Consider the following 22,715-nt stretch of genomic DNA (forward strand, 5'->3'; position numbering starts at 1 on the left):
GCGCGACAACGCTTTCCTGGGGTGGAACCATTCAGCGGATCACCCTTTTTCGCCGGGTTTCCCCAAAGGCCCGTTCGCTGCTATATCTTAGGCGACTGGCCGCCGGCATCGGCGCCGGCGCGAATGGAGGACGGGTGTGACCAGACACGAGGAACGGGTTTTCCGCTCCGCCAAACCGAAGACGGATTTGGCGACGCTGCGCAACCAGTTGCAGCGCCTGAAGGGCGATCTGGAACAATATCTGGCGCGCAACCGCAACAGCGCGATGATCGGTCCGCTGAAGGAACGCATCCGCGAACTGGAAGGCACCATCGCCGCCGCCGAGGAACGCAGCGCCCGCCCGCGGGCCACCGGCTGGACCGGCGCCATCGACGGCGCCGGCGCCCAGCGGGCCGAGGCACCGCCGCGCAGCCATGGCGGCCCCGCCGGCGGGGACCGTTTCCCGCCGCGCCGCCGGGCGACCTCCGGATCCGAGGGCGAGGGCGAGGAATAAAGGAAAAAAGCGGGGCCCGGCCGATACCGGCGCCCCGCTTTTCCCTTGTTCCCCTGGAATCCCTTTAAGCCCCGGACGGGGCGGCGCCCTCCTTGCCGGCACCATCCTTGGCCCCCCCGCCCTTGATGGGCGGCGGCACGGCGATGATCTCGCGGATCGGCACGCGGATGTGCAGCGGTTCGCCAATGATCTCCAGATCCATGGGCGAACAGATCCAATCCGATCCGCCGGGCGGCGTAACGATGGCCAGATGCAGGCGGGTGGTCAGGTCCGGCTGGGGCGTGAACAGTTTCAGATCGTATTTATGATTGACGCCCACGGTGATGCGCACCGTGTCGGGATCAATGCTGTTCCAGCCGTCGATGTCGCGGGTGGAAAAGCAGGCCGGTTGCGACGCCTTGCTCTTCTCAAGGGCGGCCACCTTAGGATCGTTATTGGCCGGACCACCGCCGGCGCCTGGATCCGATTGGCAGGCGGCCAGCAGACCGGCCAGGGCCAGCACCGCCATGTGACGTGCGCGAATGGCCCGCATGAAACGTTGGATCATCGCCTGTACTCCCACAAATGATCGGGCCTGGTGAGGCCTTTGGGGCGGCTTGAACACCACCGTCCCCTTCCCTTATACGAACGAAAGGCCCTCAAGCCCGCTTGCGACAAAAATTCTATCCAGTCGTGGGGGCCGGGTGTACTTTCCCTAGTGGTTCAGGCGCCGGCTTATGACTAAAGCCGCCGCGGTGTGGCGGGAGACGGTGTTCGATGGCGATCCGGGTACGTGAAGATTACCGGGGTCTGACGGGGCCGGAAAAGGCCGCCGTGCTCATGCTGGCGCTGGGCGAGGAACATGCCAGCCGCCTGTTCGCCCTGATGGCGGAAGACGAGATCAAGGAACTGTCGCAGACCATGGCCAATCTGGGCTCGGTCAGTTCCAACATCGTTGAACGCCTGTTCGTGGAATTCGCCGAACAGATCAGTTCCACCGGTTCCCTGGTCGGTACCTTCGACAGCACCGAACGCCTGCTGATGAAGGTGCTGCCCAAGGAGAAGGTGGACACCATCATGGAGGAGATCCGCGGTCCCGCGGGTCGCACCATGTGGGACAAGCTGGCCAACGTGAACGAACAGGTGCTGGCCAACTACCTGAAGAACGAATACCCGCAGACCGTCGCCGTCATCCTGACCAAGATCAAGGCCGACCATGCCGGCCGCGTGCTGCAGCTGCTGCCCGAAAGCTTCGCCATGGAAGTCATCATGCGCATGCTGCGCATGGAATCGGTGCAGAAGGAAGTGGTGGACGATATCGAGCGCACGTTGCGCACCGAGTTCATGTCCAACCTGGCCCGCACCAACCGCCGCGACGCGCACGAGATGATGGCGGAAATTTTCAACAGCCTGGACCGCAGCACGGAAAGCCGCTTCATCGCCGCGCTGGAAGAGCGCAACCGCGACAGCGCCGAACGCATCCGCGCGCTGATGTTCACCTTCGAGGATCTGGGCAAGCTGGATCCCTCGGGCGTGCAGTCCCTGCTGCGCTCGGTCGACAAGTCCAAGCTGGCCACCGCCCTGAAGGGGGCTTCGGAAACGCTGAAGGATTTGTTCTTCACCAACATGTCCGAACGCGCCGCCAAGATCATGCGCGAGGACATGGCTTCCATGGGGCCGGTGCGCCTGCGCGACGTGGACGAGGCGCAGATGTACATGGTGCAGCTGGCCAAGGACATGGCGGCCCGCGGCGAAATCGTCATCGCGTCCGGCAAGGGTGACGACGAACTGGTCTATTAGCCGGGCCAGCTGTGATCGGCGCCATCGCGGCGCCCCCTATCCCAGGTCCATCTTTGCCGCCCCCAAATCGGCCGCGGGAGAGCGATCTTGTCCAACCCCCTGAAAATCGACTTCGTCTCCGACGTGTCCTGCCCCTGGTGCATCATCGGGCTGAAGGGCCTGGAACAGGCGCTGGAGCGGCTGGAGGGCGAGGTCACGGCCGACATCCGGTTCCACCCCTTCGAACTGAACCCCGGCATGGCACCGGACGGCCAGGATCTGGGGGAGCACATCGCGGAGAAATACGGCTCCACACCAGCGCAGATGGCCGAAAGCCGCGCCATGATCACGGCACGCGCGGCGGGTGTGGGCTTCACCATGAACTTTGGTGAGGGCCGCCGCATCTACAACACCTTCGACGCCCACCGCCTGCTGTTCTGGGCGGCGTCGCGGGATCAGCAATTGGCGCTGAAGCACGCCCTGTTCGCCGCCTACTTCACCCGAGGCGAAGCACCTTCCGACCCCGCCGTCCTGCTGGCCGCCGTCGAGACGGCCGGGCTGGACCAGGCCGAGGCCCAGGCCATCCTGGCATCGGACCGCTACGCCGAAGAGGTGCGCGCGGAGGAACAGCTGTGGCTGTCGCGCGGTATCCGTTCCGTCCCCGCCGTGGTGGTCAACGAGCGTTACCTCATCTCCGGCGGCCAGCCGGTGGAGGCGTATGAGAACGCCCTGCGCAAGATCGCGGCCGAAGCGGCTTAGGTTTTTGCTGCCCCCAAAAGCCAACGGCCCGGCAGGTTTCCCCGCCGGGCCGTTGTTGTATTGAGCCTTTCCCGTCCTTACCAGCTGAGGCGGAAGCCGGCGGTGAAGACATGGTCGGTCTCGCCCCGGCGCAGGGTGCCGTCGTAGTTGGCGTAGAGGTTCAGGTTGCGCCCTTCCTGCAACGTCAGCCCGCCGCCGATGGCCAGGCCGTCACGGCCGGTGTCGGGACCGGTCACCGCGAAGCCACTGCCCAGCAGCGAGGCCTCGCTGGTCAACGCGCGGTCGCGGAAGTCGTGCACCCACGCCGCCCGCACCGTCGGCGTGATCACCGTGCCGCCTTCCGTCGTCCAGTTGGCCGACGCCCGGCCGCCGACACTGCTTTGCAGCGCCGTGGTGTCCAGTTCATCCACCGCCAGGTTCAAGGCACCCGCCCCCGTCTCGGTGAAGCCGTCGCGCGACACCCGCAGCCATTGCAGGCCCGCCTGCGGCTCCAGGGTCAGGTTCGACACCCGCACCCGGTAGCCCGCCGACACACCGGCGTTGACCTCACCACCCGAGGCGCTGCCCACCGCCGTGCGCGTCAGGCCGCCGAAGCTCATCGTCCGCGACGTGTCGTACTGGTCGTAGGTGTAGCCGGCGTTGCCGGTGACGAACAGGCCATCGCCCAGGTCGACGTTGCCATAGGCCGACAGGCCGTAGCTGGCGGTCTCGTTCGACCCGCCGGAGGTGCTTTGCAGCAGGCTGCCGGCCAGGCCCACCGTCACGCCCGGCGCCATGGCCCGGTCGCCGCCGAACAGGCCGCCGCCGGTGTTGCTGTGGCCGCCGCCGGCATTGCCGTCGCTGTCCACCCGGTTGAACGCCCCCAGGCCCTGCGCCCAGAAGTGCCAGCCGTCCTCCGGCAGCGCCGACCCGGCCGAGGCACCACGCTCCTGCTGCACCGGCGCCCCGCCATCGCCGTTGCTGACGGCGGTGTAGAGGGTGCGGCCCACCAGTTCGGCCTGCATCGTGCCCTGCATGGACCCCGACATGCCGTCGCGCACCGCCGCCAGGCGCTGGCCCAGCACCTGCGTCGCCTGCAAGCCGCGCGTCAGGCTGTAGGCGACGATGTTGGCCTGGCTTGAGCCGCCGATCTGCGACAGCGCGTCCAGCGACGCCCCCATGGTGGGCGCGCTGTACAGCGCCTTCAGCACCGTGCCCAAATCGCTGTTGCCGGACCCGTTGAGGCCCGACACCACCCGGCCCACCGCCTGCTGGTTGGCGCTGGCGCCGGTCAGCTTGGCAAAGGTCGGCGTCACGTACAGGTCGACGGCGTTGCTGGTGTACACGGCACTGAACTGCGTGCCCGTCAACAGGCCGGCCGCCGGCTGGGTGATGCTGGCGAAGCTGCCCGACACGCCACCGGCCGCCTGAACGATATTGAAGTCGGTGCCCAGGCTGGGGGTGTAGGTGTTGGTGGCCTTGCCCGACATGCCGCGCAGGTTGGGCTGCAGCACGGCACCGGTACCGATGATGTAGCTGCCGCCCGTCACCAGGACGCGGGAGTAGTTGCCGTAGCCGGCCCCGGTGCCCGTGCCGTCGATGTCGATCGACAGGGTGGAGTTGGGGCTTTGCGTCAGGCCGTTGGTGAAGGTCAGGGTGCCGGGCGAGTTGCCGGGCGCCAGGATGCCCGCCACCGTCGCCTCACCCGTCACCACGCCGGCGCCGCGCAGGGCGCCGCCGGAACCGATGGAGACGTCGCCGGTGATGGTGCCGTTCATCGACACCTTGCCGCTGTCGACCGTGACCGACTGGCTGATGGTGCCGCCGGCATCCACCGTCATCACCGCCGTGGCGGTGGCGATCTGGGATGGGGAGACGGCGGCGGCCGTGATCTGTACCGGCGCGTTGACGTTGCCGGAGATGGACAGGCTGCCGCTGGTCACCGACACCGGCTGGCTGCTGACGATGGTGCCGCCGGCGGCCAGGCTGACGTTGCCGCCGCTGACCGTCACCGGGGCGGTGATGGTGCCGGCCACGTTGACGGTGCCCGCACTGGCCGTGACCGACTGGGTCACCACACCGCCGCTGGCGATGGACACGGTCGCGGTGCTGCTGGTCACCTGGACGGGGGCCGCCACGACACCCGAGACGTTGACGCTGCCGCCCGAGACCTGCAGCGGCTGGTCGCTGGCGACGATGCCGCCGCTGGCCACCGACAGGCTGCCCGAGGACACTTGGATGGGGGTAGAGGTGTTGACGATGCCGCCGCTGCCCACGGACACGTCCCCGCCGCTGACGGCCACCGGTGCGGTGACCACGCCCGTGAGGTTCAGCGAACCGCCGGACGAGACGCTGACCGTCTGGGTTCCGGTGATGGTCTGGCCGCTGCCGATGGTGGAGGTCGTGCCCGAACCGATGGTCCCCACGGAACCGCTGTCGGTAGAGCCCGAGCCGCCGGTACCGGTGACGCCATCACCGATGGTAATCACCAGGTCGGTCAGGCCGCCGATGGTGGCCGTGGCCGCCGTCAGGCTGTGGCCCGGCGCCACCAGGGTATAGCCGGCGTAGGAGGACGCAGCGTCGCCCGCCGCCAGGATGGTGTAGGTCTGGCCGTCCACCAGGGCGAAGTCGCCGTTGGTGTTCAGGATGACGGAACCACCGCTGACGCCGGCATTACCGCTGACGGCCAGGCCGCCGTAGCTGCTGGCCGAGGACACGCCGATCAGCAGGGCGCCCGAGCCCGACTGGACGTAGTTGCCCGTCACACTGACGATGGTGTCCAGCCGCAGGGTGGCGCTGCCGGTGTTGGTCAGGGTGTGGGTCCCGACATTCACCGCGTCGTTCAGCGCGATGTTGCCGCTGGCCAGCACCACGTTGCTGGACGTGTTGGTGATGGTCGCCTGCGTACCGCCCAGGCCGGTGAAGGTGCCGTACAGGCTGCCGCTACCGCCGACGATGGTCAGGTCGTTGGCCGAGGCGTTGATGACGTTGCCCGCGATCACGCCCTGGTTCACCAGGGTGCCCAGCAGGCCGGTGCTGCCGATGGTGAGGGCTGCAACGCTGCCGGTGATGGTACCGCCGGTCAGGTTCAGGATGCTGCCGATGGTGCCGATGCCGACATCGATGCCATAGCTGCCACCGCTGATGAGACCACTGTTGGTCAGGGTGCCGATGGAACCGGACATGACGGTGGCGACCGCCGTGCTGCTGCCGCCCACCACGATGACGGCGTCGGCCGCCACGCCGGTGGCGCCGGTGATGGTGCCGGTGTTGACCAGCGCCAGGATGGTGCCGGCATCGGCAACGCCGACGATGCTGCCGGTGATGGTGCCGCTGTTGGACAACTGGCCGATGGTGCTGGCGACGGTGCCGGCCCCGACGAACGCAACTTCATTAAGGACGCCGGTCACGCCGGCGATCCCGCCGCTGTTCACCAGCGTGCCGATGGTGCCGGCGTTGTCGATACCCAGGGCGCCCATGGTCACGCCGTTGCCCAGGGTGTAGGTGCCGGCGCCAAAGATGGAGCCGGTGTTCACGAGGGTGCCGATCAATGCGTTGATGTTCTGCACGCCCGCCGCCGGCGCCGTGGCACTGACGATACCGGCGATCACGCCATTGTTTGCCAGCGTGCCGATGGTGCTGTGCAGCGTCGCCGTGCCCGTGCCCTGGCCACCATCGTTGGCAAGGCCGGTGCCGCCCAGGATCTGGCCGTTGTTCACCAGGCTGACGATGGTGCCGCCACCGTAGAGGCCGCCCGTGTTGTTCAGCAGGCCGTAGGAGATGGTGTTGCCGGTGATGGTGCCGGTGGCCTCATTGACCAGGCTGGCGATGGCGCCACCCTGGTTGTAGACGCCCATGCGCTGGCCACCCAGGATCTGGCCGGAATTGTCCAGGGTACCGAGGACGTTGTTGTTGCGCACGCCATACCAGGTGCTGGTGATGGTACCGGCGGCCTCATTCAGCAACGTGCCGATGGTGCCCAGATTGTCGATGCCGTAGTTGCGGATGGTGCCCGTGGTCGCGGCGGTGATCAGCCCGGCATTGTCCACCAGGCCGATGGTGCTGTCCGTCGACAGGTTGGCCAGGCCGACGCTGACACCCTGGATGGTGCCGCTGTTGAACACCGTGCCGATGGTGCCGCCCAGGGCGAAAACATTGGTGGTGTTGGAGACGACGGTGCCCACGGTGGTGAGCGTCTGGAAGGCGATGGTGCCGGCGTTTTCCAGGCCGAACCCGCCCGTGCCGATCAGGGTGCCGGTGTTGGTCACCTTGCCGATGGCGCCGCTGTTGGCAATGCCGGCGGTGACGCCGCGGATGGTGCCGCCGACGTTGCTGATGTAGTCGACGTAACCGCTGATGCGGCCGCCGTAAATGGTGCTGGTGCCGTTGATCTGTAACGGCACGATCTCGGCTTCGTTGGAGATGCCGATGCTGCCGCTGATCAGGGCGGTGGCGTTGGTGCGGATGGTGCCGATGGTGCCGGCGTCGTTCTCGATGCCGATGGCGACGTACATGCCGTTGGAGGCGCCACACCCGCGATGATGCTGCCGGTACCGGCAGCACCGGTGCCGTTGGCGGTGATGGAAGTGATGGTGCCGTAGACGTTCTGAACGCCCACGCCCGGGGTCGGCACCCCGTTGACCGTGCCGCCCTGGGCCAGGATCAGGCCGGTGTTGAGGATGGTGCCGATGCTGGGGTGCAGGGTGGCGCTGGAGCTGTTGTTGCCGATGCCGGAACCGCCGACGATGGTGCCGGTGTTGCTGATGGTGCCGATGCCGCCGGCGCCGGTGAGGTTGGTGCCGTTGACGATGCCATAGGCGTAGGTGACGCCGCTGATGACACCGCCGGCCAGGTTCACCAGCGAGCTGATGCTGCCCCAGTTGTAGACGCCGCTGCGGTCGGTGCCCTTGATGGTGCCGCTGTTGGCCATGGTGACCAGCAGGCCGCCGGCGTTGCGCACGCCCCACCAGCCGGCGATGTAGCCCTTGTTGGTGATGCTGTTGATGGTGCCGGTGTTTTCCACACCACCCTGGTGGACATCGGTCGAAACCCGGTCGGTGCTGAGGATGGTGCCGACGGTGCCGTTGACGATGGCCCCGATGCTGCCGGGGTTGACCACGCCGCCTTCCAGGCCGCTGAGGATGCCGCCGTTGGCCAGCGTGCCCAGGTGGCCACCACTGATGGCGGCCGTGCTGTACGAGGCGTTGGACACGGTATTGGAGACGCCCCGACTGAACGTGCCGTAGTTGGCGAAGCCGGCACCGCTGCCGCCGGTGACGACGCCGTAGTTGTTCAGCGTGCCGATGACGCCCGCGTTGACGATGCCCGTGCGGGAGGCGGTGATGGTGCCGGTATTGTTCTGGATGAGGCCGATGGTGCCGATGATGGCCGTGATCGGCCCGCCGACCGTGCCGTTGGTCTGCTGGGTCAGGTCATTGGGTTCGTTGCTGATGCCGACAACGCCGGAGATCGAGCCGGTGTTGAACACCGTGCCGATGATGCCGCCGCCGTTCTCGATGCCGATGGCGACTATTGACACCCACGGCGGTGCCGCTGGCCCGGATGACGCCGGCGTTGGAGATGGAGCCGATGACCGCCAGCACGTTCTGGATGCCGACACCCGGGCCGGTGCCGCCGGTGGCGATGATGGAGCCGACGGTCCCCGCGATGGAACCGTTGGTCAGCTGGGTGATGCTGGTCACCAGGGCGCCGGTGGAAAGGTTACCCTGCACGCCCAGGCCGGAACCGCCGGTGATGAGGCCGTAGTTGGTCAGCGTGCCCAGCTTGCCGCCGGCGCCGGCATTGGTGCCGATCACCAGGCCGTAGGAGCTGGCGTCACCGATGATGCCGGCGCCGCCGTTGTTGTACAGCTGGCCGATGGTGCCGGAGGAATAAACGCCGCTGCGCAGGTCGCCCTTGATGATGCCGTTGTTGTTCAGCGTGCCGATGCTGCCACTGTTGCGGACGCCCCACACGCCCTCGATCGTGCCCGGAATGGTGCCCAGGGTGCCGACGAAGCTGGTGTTGACCAGGGTGCCGATGGTGCCGGCATTGTCGACGCCGCCGAAATGGCCGCTGGTGGTGCCGTGGTCCGTGCCGATGATGAGGCCGCTGTTGTTCAGCGTGCCGATGCTGCCGCTGGTCACGGTGTTCAGCACGCCGCCCAGCAGGCCGCTGATGGTGCCGTTGTTGACCAGGGTGCCGATGGTGCCGCCCACGGGGGTGACACCGGCGCCACTACCCGACACCACGTTGCTGCGATTGCCGGAATTGTCCAGGCCGGCGACGCCACTACCGGTGATGCGGCCGTCGTTGGCCAGGCTGCCGATGACGGCGCCGTTGGCCAAGCCGGCCTGGACCCCCGCGATAAGGCCGGAATTATAGGCCTGGGCGACGGTGCCCAATGTCACCGATACCGGAGCCCCGCCGATGGACGCCAGCGTGGCAAAGGCGAAGTTCAGGATGCCCAGGCTGCCGCTGATGGTGCCGGTATTGGTCAGGGTTTGGATGATCCCGTCTGTACTGATCCCCAGGGAGGCCCCTACCAGGGTGCCGGCATTTGACAGTACCCCGACCCGACCCGCGCGAAGCACGGACACGGCGGCATAATTGCCGCCGGAAATGGTGCCGCTGTTGATGATCGAACCAGCGCTGCCGCTGACGAGAAGACCGGTACCGGCACCGGCGATGGCGCCCCCGGCCGCATTGACCAGCGTGCCGATGCTGGACCCGCTCCGCAGGCCCACACCACTGAAGGTGCCGGAAATCAGCCCGTTATTGCTGATGCTGCCCAGCGTGCCGGAATTCACGACCGCGGTGCTGCCGCCGACGATGATGCTGCCGCCCGGGGAGACAGTGACGTTGCCGGAGGACGGGTTCGCCACCTGGATGGTGGTGGGGCTGGAAATGGTGGTGTCCGCCCGGGCGGCCCCCGCGGCCGCCAGGACCGTGACGATGGCCAGGGCGGAGGAGCCGGCCAGAAGAGCGCGCGCGCGATCACGACGACGGGCGGCGCCCATCGTTTCGACAGTCCCAACCATAGCTTATAGCCCCTTCAGCTTTATTTCCGGGGCGGCGCCAGACCACGCCCCCCAATGCCCAACCGCCGCGGCGGCTCGATTACCACCGTAGCATTTAAGCAAATTCTCTACTGATTTAGGGGTATGTCGTCAAGTTGATGAAGGGGCGCCATGTGAAGAATGTTCAAATTTCATATGTGGTTAACAAACATAAATGCCGATGCTGAAGTCTTAAAGTGACGAAATGTGATAATTTGCGGACGCTTATCAGCGTTAATGGCCGTTAATATGGAATTTATATTGGAAATTTTCTCGTCGTTTGCCACATAATCAAATAAGGGCAACCTTTGCGAAGCAATGGCAGCGGACGTAACTTTCGAAGTTCTGGATAAGGGGATATGGCTCAGAAGATGGCAACCGTCCCCCGCAAACCAGTTGGCACGGCAAATCTTTTCTTCAAATCATTGATTTCTTATTTGCCTGCCCATCAGGCTGCGTAACGGCGGGTGCTCAATAACGCACGGCTGGGCAAGGAAGACCCTGAATATCCGATGTTTACCGGAGCGCGCGCTTGGTAATGGCGCCGCCTGGATCGCGTTTTAGGCGATGACGCGCCGGATTTTGAAGTGTGGATTACAAGCCCCGCCGTGAGGCCGGATGCGGCACTTCGCCCTACCCCAATCAATCCGCCGCCTTGGGCGGCTGGGCGAACTGGATCAGGTAGTTGGCGTAGTCGACCACCTTCAGCTTGAAATCCAGGCTTTCATTACCGGCCATGGCGCGGGCGATGATCATGTGGTTGCCGACGATGGTGGGCGTCAGCTTGAAGATGCCGGCGGCCCCTTTCAAACGGGGATAATAGTTGGGGTCCACCGGCTTTTCCTTGGCCGCCAGGCGCTCCAGCGCCTCTTCCTCCGTCAGGTCGCCCGCGTCGACCTTCTTCACCAGGGCCCAGTCCGTCTCCCCGCCCCAGCCGGCGGCGATGGCGGCCGCCACGGCGTCGGCGTCATCGGCCACGCCCACCTTGAAGATGTTCTTGGGCAGGCCGACGTCGGACGCCCATTTGGAGAAGCCGGCGCTGCGCGCGACGAAAAGAATGGCCATGGCGGTCGTACCGAAGATCGTCGGTGAAGTAGAGAACCCAACCTCTACCGCAGCGTCGCCGCGCTGACCAGGATTACCCTGCCGGTATTAGCATCACACCCGAAATAATTCGCGCGAAGATGGCGCGGAAGCGGATGCAACACCGCCAACATCTGGGTATGGTTGGCGCGACGCTGCCCACTCTTAAGGAATAGAGGATCGGGGCGGCGGCACCGCCCAATTCGGTGCCGTAAAAGACGTGAACACTTTCAAAAGACGCGGGCGGCTTCGCATGTCGGCAATCTTCCGAATTCCCAATCCCCGGCGGCATCTGGCCCCGCTGGCCATCCTGCTGCTGGCCCTGGCCGGCCTGGTACCGATGCAGGCCGCCCGGGCATCCTTCCGCCTGGTGCCCATCGAAATGGACATGGAGCCCAGCGGCCGCGGCGCCACCCAGATCTTCCGGGTGGAGAATGACGGCAAGGATCCGGTGGCCATCGACGTGAAGGTCATGGCCCGCGGCATGGACCAGGATGGCCAGGACATCCTGACCGACGTGGAGGACAGCTTCGCCATCTTCCCCGAACAGATCATCCTGAAGCCGGGCGAGAACCAATCCATCCGCGTGCAGTGGGTGGGCGACCCCAAGCCGGCCAAGGAACTGCCCTTCCGCCTGGTGGCGGAGCAGTTGCCCATCGATCTGGGCGAAACCCCCACCCAGGGCGGACAGGTCAAGCTGCTGGTCAAGTACGTGGCCTCGCTCTACGTCGTGCCGGAAGGCGCCAAGCCCAAGCTGACCGTCGTGTCGGCCGAGCCGAAGCCGGCCATCGCACCCGCCACCGGCACGGTGATGGAGGTGGTGGTGCGCAACGACGGCGCCTCGCGCCAGGTGATGCGCGACCTGGAACTGACGGCGCAGGTGGGGGGCAAGACCGTCACCCTGCGCAAGGAACAGCTGACCGGCATGGTGGGTGAGAACGTGCTGGCGGGGGTCACGCGCCGCTTCCACATACCATGGCCGGCCGACCTGCCCCAGGGCCCGGCCACCGTGACCCTGTCCGTGCCCTGACACGAGGCCGGCGGTGCAACCGTCACGCCAGCACCCCTTACCGGATTCGCAACACCGCCCCGGCCGATCACGCCGGGGCGTGTTCGTGTTCGCCCTGTGCGCGGCGTTTTCCCTGCTGCTGTCCGCCCCATCCGTGAAGGCGCAATCCCCCACCGCCAGCCAAAGCAGCGAGGATTTGTTCGAGAAGACCTTCGGCAAGAAGAAAAAGGCGGAGAAGGCCACCACCCTGGACCTGCCGGTGAAGGTGGAGGGGCGGGAGATGGGCCAGGTGCCGGCCAAGGTGGCCCCGGACCCGGCCGACACCCAGGTGGATCTGAACCGCCTGGCCCTGCTGCTGCGCGACTTCGTCCAGCCCAAGGCGCTCAGCGACCTGAAGGCCCTGGCCGGCCCCGACGGCTTCGGCAAGATCGGCGCCTTGGTCGCCAACGGCAAGGGCGACGCCATCAGCCTGGCGTTCGACGCCAAGGAACTGACCCTGGCGGTGGCGGTGCCGCCGGCCCTGCGCGCCCAGCGGTCGCTGACTGTGGTCAACCGCGCCAACGCGGCCGACGGCTACCAGGTGCTGGAGCCGGCGGACGTCGCCTCCTACGTCAATCTGCGCGCGGCGCAAATCTTCCTGGCCCAGCCCGACACCGACAGCGGCGGCTACCGCCAGCCCCTGCTGCTGGGCCTGGACGGCGGCGGCAACATCGACGGCTGGTCCTATGAATGGGAGGGGGAGTACCAGGAACAGTACAGCCACCATTTCATGCGCGGCCCCGCCCGCCTGATCCGCGATTTCCCCGATGACGCCGTGCGCCTGCAGGCCGGCGACCTGGACTATTCCATCACCGGCATCCAGACCAACCGCCCGCTGGCCGGCCTGTCCATCGCCCGCAATTACACCCTGCAGCCCTACCGCGCCATCCAGCCGACCGGCAGCCAGAACTTCGTCCTGGACTCACCCTCCACCGTGGAGGTGCTGGTGAACGGCCGCCCCACCCGGGTGTTCCGGGAAGAGGCGGGGCCGGTGTCCCTGTCGGACTTTCCGGGAACGTCGGGCACCAACGATGTGGAGGTGCGCATCACCGACGCCTTCGGCCGCACCCAGACCATCGACTTCCCCTTTTTCTTCGACGCCGAACTGCTGGCGGCCGGGGTGTCGGAGTTCAACTACACCGTGGGGGTGCCCTACACCACCGGCAGCGACCGCCTGATCTATGACCAGAGCCGCCCCACATTTTCGGGATATCACCGCCAGGGCATCACCGACAGTCTGACCGTGGGCGCCAGCCTGCAGGCCGACAAGAGCCAGCAGGTGCTGGGGGCGGAAGCCCTGTTCGTCACCGGCATCGGCACCATCGGCATCGACCCGGGCGCCAGCCTGGGCGCGTCGCGGGGCGCGTCCCTGGACCTGACCTACCGCGACTACACCAATGAAGAGGCGTTCTATCAGCAGCGCACCCTGACCGCCCAGGGCGCCTGGCGGTCGGGCGGCTATACCAGCCTGGGCACCATCCCCGCCCGCAACACCGTGGCCTATGATCTGTCGGCGCGGCTGGGACAGCCGCTGGACGAGGATCTGACCGCCACCCTGAGCGGCCGCTATCAGCTGGTGCGCGACCCCAGCCAGATCGACGGCTATTCGGTGGATCTGGGTTTCCGCCGCCGCTTCGGCCGCCACGCCACCCTGGAATTCACGCTCAGCCGCGCCCGTAACACCGTGACGGGTGAGGCCGACAACAGCGCCTATGTCGCCTTCCGCTACACCTTCGGCGACGGCGTGCAGTCCGCCGGCCTGACGGTGGACACCCTGACCCGCCAGCGCGAACTGGACTGGCGTTACCAGGACCCCTGGCCCACTGACAGCTGGAACCTGGACCTGGACGCCATCAACACCACCGGCACCTACCAGGCCAACGGCACCATCGGCTACACCATGGACCGGTTCGAGGCGTCGGTGCGCCACGACTACAGCCAGCGCCTGTCGACCGTCGGCGGACCGGTGGAGAATGATGAACGCACGACCCTGAACTTCGCCACCGGCCTGGTCTTCGCCGATGGGCATGTGGGCGTCACCCGGCCGGTGACCAACAGCTTCGCCATGGTGGTCCCCCACCCCCGCATCGCGGACGAGGAGGTGGGCGTGGACCCGGTGACGGGCCATTACCTGTCGTCCAGCGACTGGCTGGGGCCGCCGGTGGTGCCCAACATCTCCGCCTACCTGGTGCGGCCGCTGCTGCTGGACGTGCCGGACGCGCCCATCGGCTATGACATCGGCAACGACCGGCCCGCCGTGGTGCCGGGCAACCATACCGGCACGCTGGTGCCCATCGGCACCGACGCCACCGTGTCGCTGGAAGGCGCGCTGCTGGATGCGGAGGGCAAACCCCTGGTCCTGGCCGCCGGGACCCTGCGCCGGGCCGACGGCAAGCCGGCGCCGGGCGGAAAGGACGCCAAGGCCAATGCGGAGGTGCCGTTCTTCACCAACCGCAAGGGCCGCTTCCGCGTCGAAGGCGTCCGGCCGGGCGATTGGGTGATGACCCTGAACGGCGTGGCGCACAAACCCATCCCGGTGACCGTGCCGCGCGGGGCGGAGGGCGCCCTGCCCCTGGGCGAGGTGCATCTGGTTCCCCTGGCCGGCGCCCCGCCAAAAGACAAACCATGAGCGGCGCGGAACGCTTCTTGCGTAAAGATGGAACGGGCCGCCTTCCGGCCCATCCGCTTGCCCGGGTGCGTCCCGGCGATGAGGCCGTTATTTTGAACACCATGCGACAGCCGCCCCGCCACTTCGCCCCCCGCCTCCGCCCCTGGGCGCTGCTGATCCTTTTCCTGCTGTTGTGCGGGGCGGCCCTGCCAGCGCGGGCGGCCCAGTCCTGCTACGCCCAGCTGACCGGCCTGTCGCAGGTGACGCCGGTCAGCAGCTACGACCCCTTCGCCAGCCTGCTGCCGCCCACATACAACACGGTGACGGTGCAGTATCTGGCGGGCAGCAACTGCACCTTCGGCATCGGCATCGACACCGGCCTGTGGGGCAGCACCCGGCGCATGCTGGGCCTGACCGGCAACTGGCTGACCTATGATCTGTACAAGGACGCCGCGCTGACCCAGCGGGTGGGTGACAGCAGCACGGGAAACACCAGCAACCTGATCACCGGGTCGGTCAGCAACGGCCGCAACAGCCAGACCGCCACCCTGGGCTTCTACAGCACCGTGCCGGCGGGGCAACTGGTGGGATCGTCCTACTACTTCGACCAGGTGACGGTGACGCTGTACCAACTGAACAGCGCCGGCACCATCGTCGCCATCATGGACACCGCCATCGTCCAGGTGCGGACGACCGTCCGCACCTCCGTCTCCGCCACCATCAATGTCGGCGGCCTGCGCACGACGCTGGGGGCCGCCACCGCCAACGTGGATTTCGGCGAACTGACCACCGGCGCCAGCCGCAGCTTCGACCTGGAGGTGGCGGGCAACACCGGCTACACGGTCACGGTGCAGTCGCAGAACGGCGGGCAGATGGTGAACAGCGCCGCCAACACCCGCATCCCCTACAGCATGACGGTGGACGGCAGGGGCATATCGTCCAGCGGCACCGCCACCTTGAACTACTACAGTTATTCCAGCCTGGACCGGCACACCTTCGTCATCGTCATGGGCGACGTCACCAAGGTGATCGCCGGCACCTACACGGATTATCTTCTGATGACGGTCACCGCCAATTAACGTTTGCGGTGTACCATGGCGCTGGATCAAGCGTGGGGCCGGCCCATTTGACCCTCATTGATCCAGCGTAAGGGACCGCACAAGGCGGTTCCCTATCATCACCGACAGGGACGCCCGAAAGGGGACGCCCCCTTGGGAGACTGAAATGTCCCATCTTTCGTACCCCACCCCCCATGGCACCCACCATCATGGCGTCTGCCTGGCCCTGACCGTCGCCGCCACCCTGGCGCTGGCATCCAGCCTGTGGGCCTCGGCCGCCTGGGCCGACGGCAGCAGCGGCACCATCCATCTCAGCGCCACCGTCGCCACCGTCTGCACCGTGTCGGTCACCGACAGCAACGCCACCCTGGACCTGGTCAACGGGCAGAACAGCCTGACCGTGGGTTCGGTGACGGAGCAGTGCAACGCCGGCAACGGCTATACCGTCTCCGTCGCGTCGGCCAACAGCGGCGTGCTGAAAAGCAGCAGCAGCACCACCACCACGTCGGTGCCCTACAACCTGACCTACGACAGCAACACCGCCAGCAAGACCGGCACCCTGACCGCCGACCGCACCACCGCCACGCAAAACCGCCAGGGCACCCTGGCCGTCAGCCTGCCGGGTAACGCCCAAGCCGTCGCGGGCCACTACCAGGACACGGTCACCGTCTCCATCGCCGCCAAGTAAGCGAAAACGCTTGCGCTTTCGCTGATACCGCCCCGATCCTGACCCCCTGATGCCGGCCCCTTGCGGGGGGCCGGACGATAATGAGGGGAAGCGATGCGTCGTCCGATGTTGCCCGCCCGCTGGGCCGTGGCCCTGGCCTGTGTGGCCCTGTCCAATGTGGCCCATGCCGCCGAAAAGCCGGCCGCCAAAACCGGCCCCATCGCCTCGGAAGTGCTGGCCGCGTCCAGCCCCGGCGACTGGCGCGAGCCCGACCCGGCCAACCTGCTGTACATGGACCTGCCCCAGGGCCGGGTGATCATCGAGCTGGCGCCCGCCTTCGCCCCGGCGCACGTCGCCAATTTGCGCCTGCTGGCGCGCGAGGGCTGGTTCGATGGCCTGGCCATCGACCGGGTGCAGGACAACTACGTCACCCAATGGGGCGACGCCGACAACACCCGCACGCCGAAGACGGCGCAGACCAAGCTGGCGCCGGAGTTCGTGGTGCGCGGGGCCACGGTGGCCAAGCTGCCCTTCACCCCCCTGCCCGACCGTGACACCTACGCGCCGGAGGCGGGCTTTACCCAGGGTTTCCCCACGGCGCGCGACTCCAAGAATCATGAGGCCTGGCTGATCCACTGCTACGGCATGGTGGGCGTGGGCCGCGACATGGCCCTGGACAGCGGCAGCGGGGCGGAGCTGTACGCCGTCATCGGCCAGGCCCCGCGCCACCTGGACCGCAACATCACCGTGGTCGGCCGCGTGCTGCGCGGCATGGACTTGCTGAGCGGCCTGCCGCGCGGCCGTGCCACCATGGGTTTTTATGACGATCCCAAGGAGCGCCCGCCCATCACCAAGGTGACCCTGGCCGGCGATTTGCCCCCCGAGCAGCGCGAAAAGCTGCTGGTCCTGCGCACCGACACGCCCACCTGGGCGGCCTATGTCGAGGCGCGCCGGAACCGGCGGGAAGAATTCTTTCCCGTGCCGGCCGGCCACGTCGACGTCTGCAACGTGCCGTTGCCTGTGCGATCGGGAGATGATGGGAAGGCGGGTAGCCACTGACCTGACCGAAAGAACAGGTCGGGGCCCAGGATGCGGCATTGCATCCTGCAAGGTCCGCGTTGACTTAACGAAGAAATTACTTGAAATATTGCAAGCTGCAATGCCAACCGCCCCGGGCCCGTAACCACCCCTCTCCAAAGGAGGGGGTGGTCCTGGCGCCTTAGAATCCCCGAAAGCGCCCGCTTCATGGAAACCCGTCCGCGCCGCGTCTTGATCGTCGAACCCACGCCGTCGCTGGCGGCGGCCTACACCCAGGCCCTGCGCAAGGATGGTCTGGCGCTGCAGGTGGTGGACACCGGCCCGGCAGCCCGGCGCGCCCTGGCGGAGGCGCCGGCCGACGTGGTGCTGCTGAACCTGCAATTGCCGGGCGGTAGCGGGCTGGACCTTCTGCGGGAATTGAAGGCCGATGCCAAGGCACCGCAGGTGGTGGCCCTGACGGCGCAAGGCTCGGTCCAGGTGGCGGTGGACGTCATGCGCGCAGGCGCCGTGGACGTGCTGCTGCTGCCCGCCGGGACGGAGCGCCTGCGCCAGGCCATGGCCACAGCGCTGGCCGAACGGGAAAAGGTGCTGGAGGCGGCGCCGCCGGCGGCACCGGTCGAAGATCCGCTGGGCTATCTGGGCTTCGTCGGCATCTCACCCGCCATGCGCGGCGTCTATCGCATGATCGAGGCGGCGGCCCCGTCCAAGGCCACCGTGTTCATCACCGGCGAAAGCGGCACCGGCAAGGAAGTGTGTGCGGAGGCCATCCACCGCCGCAGCCCCCGTACCGGCCGGCCCTTCATCCCGGTGAACTGCGCCGCCATCCCCAAAGACCTGATGGAAAGCGAGATCTTCGGCCATGTGAAGGGCGCCTTCACCGGCGCCACGACGGATCATGCCGGTGCCGCCCTGCAGGCCGACGGCGGCACGCTGTTCCTGGACGAAATCGGCGAGATGGACCTGTCGCTGCAGGCCAAGCTGCTGCGCTTCCTGCAGACCGGCATGGTCAAGAAGGTGGGCAGCGAGAAGGCGGAGGCGGTGGACGTGCGCATCGTCTGCGCCACCAACCGCGATCCCTTCACCGAGGTGCAGGCCGGCCGTTTCCGCGAGGACCTGTTCTATCGCCTGCAGGTCATTTCCATCGAACTGCCGCCCTTGCGCGACCGCGGCGAGGATATCCTGCTGATCGCGCGCGAGTTCCTGACCAAGTACACGCAGGAGGAACGCAAGTCCTTCACCGGCTTCAGCGAGGAGGCGGAGGAGATCATGCGCACCTACGCCTGGCCCGGCAACGTGCGCCAGTTGCTGAACGTGGTGCGCAACGTGGTGGTGCTGAACGACGGCGCCGTCATCCAGCCCTTCATGCTGCCGCCGCCGCTGAACAAGCCCACCATGATCGTCCCGCCGCTGTTGAACGACCCGCGCTGGTCGGCAATGGCGGGCCCCATGCCCTTCCCCTTCACCCCGCCACCGCCCGCCAACCTGGCCGGATCGGGCCCCATGGCACCGCCCAGCCTGGTGCCGGCGCCCGGTGGCGTGTCCATGGGCGGGATGGCCCTGGGTGGCGGACAGCGCACGTCCGGCGCCAGCTGGACCGGCCCCATTCCGGACATCCATCCCGGCGCCCCTATGGGTGCACACGGTTACGATGCCGACCCCAATCCCGAGCGGCGGATCCGCCCGCTGTGGATGGTGGAGGAGGAGACGATCGAGGAGGCCATCCGCCTCTGCCAGGGCAACATCACCCGCGCCGCGGCGCTGCTGGAGATCAACCCCTGCACCATCTACCGGCGCCGCCAGAAGAAGCGCGCCACGGCCTGATATCAGGCCGCAGGTTTTTAGGGCCGCCAGCGCGACCGCTGAACCCAAGGATAAGCCAAGCCGGCGGATGCCGGCGCCCGGCGTTTTGAGGGGCCTTTGGTCGGCCCCGACTGAGAGACAGCGATGATCACCGAAATCCGGCACATCATTTTTTCCAATGACGAGTTGAAGCTGGTGTTCCAGACGGTGCCGCTGGAAGGCTTCGACACCAGCCGCCGCATCACCGGCATCCAGGTGGTGGAAGGGCCGCCGCCCACGGTGAAACTGGCCAGCGATCTCGCCGCCGGCGGCGGGCGGGAAGAGATCCAGGTGGAATCCTACCAGCTGGCCCGCCTGATCGTGGCGTACTGCCGGGAAAAGCGCATCCCCCTGCCCAAGGACGCGCTGAAGACCCTGCACGCCCAGGGCGATCAGCTGTGCTTCAGCATCATGAGCTCGCTCAGCTGAAACGCCTGTATCCGAACGCCAGGCTTGAGGCGGGAGCCAATCGGCGCGATACTGCGAACAAATCGTCGTTCGCATTCCTGTGATCGCCCTTTCCCGCGAATGACGGCCTGTTTGGAGTTTTTGTGATGCAGATCGACAGTCAGGCCGCCAACGCCACCGCCGCTACCCTGTTGCAGGCCCGCACCCAGTTCCAGGTCGGCGCCCTGAAGCAGACCACGGATGCCGAGGCCTCTGTCGCCACCGCCCTGCTGACCGGGCAGAGCCCGGCCCCCAGCGACGGGCGCGGCCAGATGGTCGATCTCAGCGTCTGATCCGGCCCGGCACGCGCGTTGAGCGGGCAATCCCTGGCCGAGGTGTTGTCCGCCGCCGTGGCCCATCATGGCGCCGGCCGCCTGGATGCGGCGGAACAGCATTACACCGCCATCCTGGAACAGGTGCCGGACCAGCTGGATGCCCTGCACCTGCTGGGGGTCCTGACCCTGCAACGGGCCACCGCCGTAGCCGTCCCCGCCATCGCCCGCCTGACCGCCGGCATCGACCTGATCCGCCGCGCCCATGACCAGCCGGCCTCATCCGGCGTGCCCGACATCGCCGCCAACTTGGCCCGGGGCCTGGCGGCCCTGGCCGAGGCGCACACCAAGGCCGGCGCACCCGACCGTGCCCTGGAAGCCTGGCTGGAGGCTGACGGGCGCGGCCTGCCCCTGACGCCCGCCAACCGGCTGGCGCTGGCGGAAAGCCTGGCGACAGCCGGCGCCGTGGCGGAGGCGGAAGGCCAATACCGCGCCCTGCTTGAGGCCGCACCCGTCGACTTGGGCGTCCGTACCGGCCTGGCCCGCCTGCTGGTCCGCCGGGGACGGGTGGCCGAGGCCCTGGCCCTGCTGGACGGCCTGCCCCCGCCTGATGCGGCCAACGCCGCCGCCCACCGGCTACGGGCCCAACTGCTGATCCCCCACGCGCCCGACCTGGCGGCGGGCCTGCTGGATACCGTGGCGGCCGCCGTGGCCATGGACGCCACGCACCACCATCTGCTGGGCCGGCTGCGACAGGCGCGGGGCGACGTTGCCGGCGCCCGGGACCACCACGCCCGCGCGTTGGCGCTGGAGTCCGCCCACGCCGCCGCCCGCCTGGCGCATGCGGAGGCCTGCCTGCGGCTGGGCGCCTGGCGCGACGGCTTCGCGGATCTGGCCTGGCGCTGGATGCAGCCCGCCACCACCCGGCGCTTCGGCGGCATCCCCCTGTGGGAACGGGCGGATCAGGACATCGCCGGCCGCCGCCTGCTGGTCTGGGATGAGGCCGATGGGGCGGCCCTGCCCCACCTGGCCCGCCTGCTGCCCGCGCTGCGCGACCTGGGCGCCGACGTGCGGGTGGAGGTGCCGCCCGGCTGGGCCGCCCTGCTGCCCACCGGGCCGGGCCAGGCGCTAGCCGGCATCGCCGTGGCGACGCGCGGCCGGGATGAGGCGGCGGGCGACCTGCAAATCCCCCTGCAGGAATTGCCCGACCGGTTGGAGCTATGGGATGGCGCCGCCTTCTGGACGGGGCCCTATCTGGCGGCCCCCGCCGATGTGCGGGCGCCCACCCCGCCGGAAGGCCGGCGGATCGGCGTGGCGGCGCATGGGCCGCTGCCCCCACTGCCCCCCGGCGCCACGGCCGTTCCCCTGGCCTTGCCCGGCGCCGATGCGCCTGAGGGCTGGGCCGCCCTGGCGGCGACGCTGGCGGCCCTGGACGCCGTGGCCTTGCCGGCGGGGCTGCTGGCCCATGTGGCCGGCGGCCTGGGACGGGCCGGCGTGGTGCTGGTGCCACCCGATGCCGACTGGCGCTGGCCGGCGGCGGGCCTTGAAGCCACCCCCTGGTACCCGGCCTTCCGCCTGGCGCATGGCGACGCCTGGCCCGACTGGACGGCCGCGGCCTTGGCGGAAACCCCGCCATGAGCGACATCCTCTACATCACCGGGGCCGACCGGCGCTATTTCGCCACCACCCTGTTCCTGCTGGAAAGCTTTGAACGCCGCCTGCCGGGCCAGCGGCTGATGGTCTGCGACTATGGCCTGGCCCCGGGGCAGCGCGATTACCTGGCGGAACGCGGGCAACTGCTGCCCCGGCCGGCCAGCGTGCCGGCCAGCCTGCATCCCTATGCCAAGAAGGCCACCATCCTGGCCTACGTCGGCGATCTGCCGTGGCAAGGACTGTGCTGGATCGACGCCGATATGCTGGTGACCGGCCTGGACGCCACCGTCATGGGCGATCTGTGGGATCGCCTGGTCGCGGCGGATGCCGACATCGCTCTGACCACCGACATCAACGGCCTGACCCTGGGCGACGTGGCCGCCATGGACGAGGGCGGCACTGCCATGGCGCCCTTCCGCGCCCTGCTGGCCGACAGCGCCGCCGACCCGGCCGCCCCCTATCTCAGCGTCGGTTTCTGGCTGTGCCGGTCGCGCACGCTGCTGGCCGACTGGGACCGGCGCAGCCGCGGCCTGGTGCCCCATCCGCTGTTCGAACAGAACGTCATGGCCTTGCTGGCGCATGGACCCGGCTGGGGGTACGCCGGCCGGACGCTGTTGTTGGATCCCTGGGAATGGCAGCCACAAAACCACGCCCTGCCGCTGATCACCCAGACCACCGACGGCTTCCAGGTGCGGGGCCGGCCGGTGCGGCTGGTGCACTGCACGGCCGCCCGCCACTGGTTCATGGACGTCTATGACGGCCGCGTGCAGGTGGGGCGACAATCGCTGGCGGGCTATTTCCGCATCCTGCGTCATCCGGCGTTGCGCGCCTTTCAGACGGGGCTGCTGCATGACCATGTCGACCGCCATGGCGCCGCCCTGGCCCGCCACGGCCTGCTGACCGGCGCACAGCCTTGACGGGAATTTGACCAGGGCATGAAAGAAGCGCGGAATCT

Annotated in this window: 18 protein-coding genes; 13 read left to right on the forward strand and 5 right to left on the reverse strand. The window is 67.8% G+C overall.

Annotation, left to right across the window (positions count from 1 at the left end; all coding sequences use genetic code 11):
* The first annotated feature begins 136 nt into the window (after positions 1 to 136).
* Positions 137 to 493, forward strand: a complete 357-nt coding sequence (locus PW843_01225) for a hypothetical protein (GenBank protein MDE1145226.1) — start codon at positions 137 to 139, stop codon at positions 491 to 493.
* A 64-nt stretch (positions 494 to 557) separates the two neighbouring features.
* Here the strand turns inward: PW843_01225 and PW843_01230 are convergent, their stop codons facing one another.
* Positions 558 to 1,040, reverse strand: coding sequence for a DUF6491 family protein (locus PW843_01230; GenBank protein ID MDE1145227.1), 483 nt, complete (start codon positions 1,038 to 1,040; stop codon positions 558 to 560).
* 209 nt (positions 1,041 to 1,249) lie between these two features.
* On the opposite strand from PW843_01230, the gene fliG reads away from it, so the two are divergent.
* Together fliG and PW843_01240 are read left to right on the forward strand one after the other, a co-directional pair.
* Complete coding sequence (gene fliG, locus PW843_01235) at positions 1,250 to 2,272, forward strand: flagellar motor switch protein FliG (GenBank protein ID MDE1145228.1); 1,023 nt, start codon at positions 1,250 to 1,252, stop codon at positions 2,270 to 2,272.
* Between the two features lie 87 nt (positions 2,273 to 2,359).
* Positions 2,360 to 3,010: a DsbA family oxidoreductase gene (locus PW843_01240; GenBank protein MDE1145229.1), complete on the forward strand. Its 651-nt coding sequence runs from the start codon at positions 2,360 to 2,362 to the stop codon at positions 3,008 to 3,010.
* Between the two features lie 77 nt (positions 3,011 to 3,087).
* Here PW843_01240 and PW843_01245 read toward each other — a convergent pair whose 3' ends face one another.
* From PW843_01245 to PW843_01260, 4 genes are all read right to left on the reverse strand, one after another.
* A complete protein-coding gene (locus tag PW843_01245; protein ID MDE1145230.1) occupies positions 3,088 to 7,503 on the reverse strand; it encodes an autotransporter domain-containing protein in 4,416 nt (1,471 codons plus the stop codon).
* Positions 7,431 to 8,528, reverse strand: coding sequence for a hypothetical protein (locus tag PW843_01250; GenBank protein ID MDE1145231.1), 1,098 nt, complete (start codon positions 8,526 to 8,528; stop codon positions 7,431 to 7,433). Before PW843_01250 ends, PW843_01245 begins: the two co-directional genes overlap by 73 nt.
* Positions 8,422 to 10,029 (reverse strand): hypothetical protein, encoded by a 1,608-nt coding sequence (locus tag PW843_01255; protein ID MDE1145232.1) that lies wholly within the window; start codon positions 10,027 to 10,029, stop codon positions 8,422 to 8,424. The genes PW843_01250 and PW843_01255 overlap by 107 nt, the downstream gene beginning before the upstream one ends.
* Positions 10,030 to 10,689: 660 nt before the next feature.
* Positions 10,690 to 11,112: a hypothetical protein gene (locus PW843_01260; protein ID MDE1145233.1), complete on the reverse strand. Its 423-nt coding sequence runs from the start codon at positions 11,110 to 11,112 to the stop codon at positions 10,690 to 10,692.
* A gap of 271 nt (positions 11,113 to 11,383) precedes the next feature.
* On the opposite strand from PW843_01260, the gene PW843_01265 reads away from it, so the two are divergent.
* From PW843_01265 to PW843_01310, 10 genes are all read left to right on the forward strand, one after another.
* Positions 11,384 to 12,160, forward strand: coding sequence for a fimbria/pilus periplasmic chaperone (locus PW843_01265; GenBank protein ID MDE1145234.1), 777 nt, complete (start codon positions 11,384 to 11,386; stop codon positions 12,158 to 12,160).
* Positions 12,161 to 12,245: 85 nt separating this feature from the next.
* Positions 12,246 to 14,807 (forward strand): fimbria/pilus outer membrane usher protein, encoded by a 2,562-nt coding sequence (locus tag PW843_01270; protein MDE1145235.1) that lies wholly within the window; start codon positions 12,246 to 12,248, stop codon positions 14,805 to 14,807.
* Positions 14,808 to 14,908: 101 nt separating this feature from the next.
* Positions 14,909 to 15,865: a spore coat protein U domain-containing protein gene (locus tag PW843_01275; GenBank protein MDE1145236.1), complete on the forward strand. Its 957-nt coding sequence runs from the start codon at positions 14,909 to 14,911 to the stop codon at positions 15,863 to 15,865.
* Positions 15,866 to 16,010: 145 nt separating this feature from the next.
* Positions 16,011 to 16,532, forward strand: coding sequence for a spore coat protein U domain-containing protein (locus tag PW843_01280; protein ID MDE1145237.1), 522 nt, complete (start codon positions 16,011 to 16,013; stop codon positions 16,530 to 16,532).
* A 93-nt stretch (positions 16,533 to 16,625) separates the two neighbouring features.
* Entirely contained in the window at positions 16,626 to 17,570 is a 945-nt protein-coding gene (locus PW843_01285; GenBank protein MDE1145238.1) for a peptidylprolyl isomerase, read from the forward strand.
* 186 nt (positions 17,571 to 17,756) lie between these two features.
* The gene (locus tag PW843_01290; protein MDE1145239.1) at positions 17,757 to 19,370 is read left to right on the forward strand and encodes a sigma-54 dependent transcriptional regulator; all 1,614 of its coding nucleotides are present in this window, start codon (positions 17,757 to 17,759) and stop codon (positions 19,368 to 19,370) included.
* 123 nt (positions 19,371 to 19,493) lie between these two features.
* A complete protein-coding gene (locus PW843_01295) occupies positions 19,494 to 19,817 on the forward strand; it encodes a hypothetical protein (GenBank protein MDE1145240.1) in 324 nt (107 codons plus the stop codon).
* Between the two features lie 125 nt (positions 19,818 to 19,942).
* Positions 19,943 to 20,128, forward strand: a complete 186-nt coding sequence (locus tag PW843_01300) for a hypothetical protein (GenBank protein MDE1145241.1) — start codon at positions 19,943 to 19,945, stop codon at positions 20,126 to 20,128.
* Between the two features lie 18 nt (positions 20,129 to 20,146).
* Entirely contained in the window at positions 20,147 to 21,745 is a 1,599-nt protein-coding gene (locus tag PW843_01305; GenBank protein MDE1145242.1) for a tetratricopeptide repeat protein, read from the forward strand.
* Complete coding sequence (locus PW843_01310) at positions 21,742 to 22,677, forward strand: hypothetical protein (GenBank protein MDE1145243.1); 936 nt, start codon at positions 21,742 to 21,744, stop codon at positions 22,675 to 22,677. Before PW843_01305 ends, PW843_01310 begins: the two co-directional genes overlap by 4 nt.
* The last annotated feature ends 38 nt before the right edge of the window (positions 22,678 to 22,715 follow it).

It is taken from the genome of Azospirillaceae bacterium (assembly GCA_028283825.1).
In the GTDB taxonomy this organism is placed as follows: domain Bacteria; phylum Pseudomonadota; class Alphaproteobacteria; order Azospirillales; family Azospirillaceae; genus Nitrospirillum.

Bases quoted from the DNA above. Each gene is read 5' to 3' on its own strand.
- PW843_01230 (MDE1145227.1), bottom strand. From the start codon at position 1,040: ATGATCCAACGTTTCATGCGGGCCATTCGCGCACGTCACATGGCGGTG.
- fliG (MDE1145228.1), top strand. From the start codon at position 1,250: ATGGCGATCCGGGTACGTGAAGATTACCGGGGTCTGACGGGGCCGGAA.
- PW843_01245 (MDE1145230.1), bottom strand. From the start codon at position 7,503: ATGTACGTCGCCATCGGCATCGAGAACGACGCCGGCACCATCGGCACC.
- PW843_01255 (MDE1145232.1), bottom strand. From the start codon at position 10,029: ATGGTTGGGACTGTCGAAACGATGGGCGCCGCCCGTCGTCGTGATCGC.
- PW843_01260 (MDE1145233.1), bottom strand. From the start codon at position 11,112: ATGGCCATTCTTTTCGTCGCGCGCAGCGCCGGCTTCTCCAAATGGGCG.
- PW843_01265 (MDE1145234.1), top strand. From the start codon at position 11,384: ATGTCGGCAATCTTCCGAATTCCCAATCCCCGGCGGCATCTGGCCCCG.
- PW843_01275 (MDE1145236.1), top strand. From the start codon at position 14,909: ATGCGACAGCCGCCCCGCCACTTCGCCCCCCGCCTCCGCCCCTGGGCG.
- PW843_01280 (MDE1145237.1), top strand. From the start codon at position 16,011: ATGTCCCATCTTTCGTACCCCACCCCCCATGGCACCCACCATCATGGC.
- PW843_01285 (MDE1145238.1), top strand. From the start codon at position 16,626: ATGCGTCGTCCGATGTTGCCCGCCCGCTGGGCCGTGGCCCTGGCCTGT.
- PW843_01290 (MDE1145239.1), top strand. From the start codon at position 17,757: ATGGAAACCCGTCCGCGCCGCGTCTTGATCGTCGAACCCACGCCGTCG.
- PW843_01295 (MDE1145240.1), top strand. From the start codon at position 19,494: ATGATCACCGAAATCCGGCACATCATTTTTTCCAATGACGAGTTGAAG.
- PW843_01300 (MDE1145241.1), top strand. From the start codon at position 19,943: ATGCAGATCGACAGTCAGGCCGCCAACGCCACCGCCGCTACCCTGTTG.
- PW843_01310 (MDE1145243.1), top strand. From the start codon at position 21,742: ATGAGCGACATCCTCTACATCACCGGGGCCGACCGGCGCTATTTCGCC.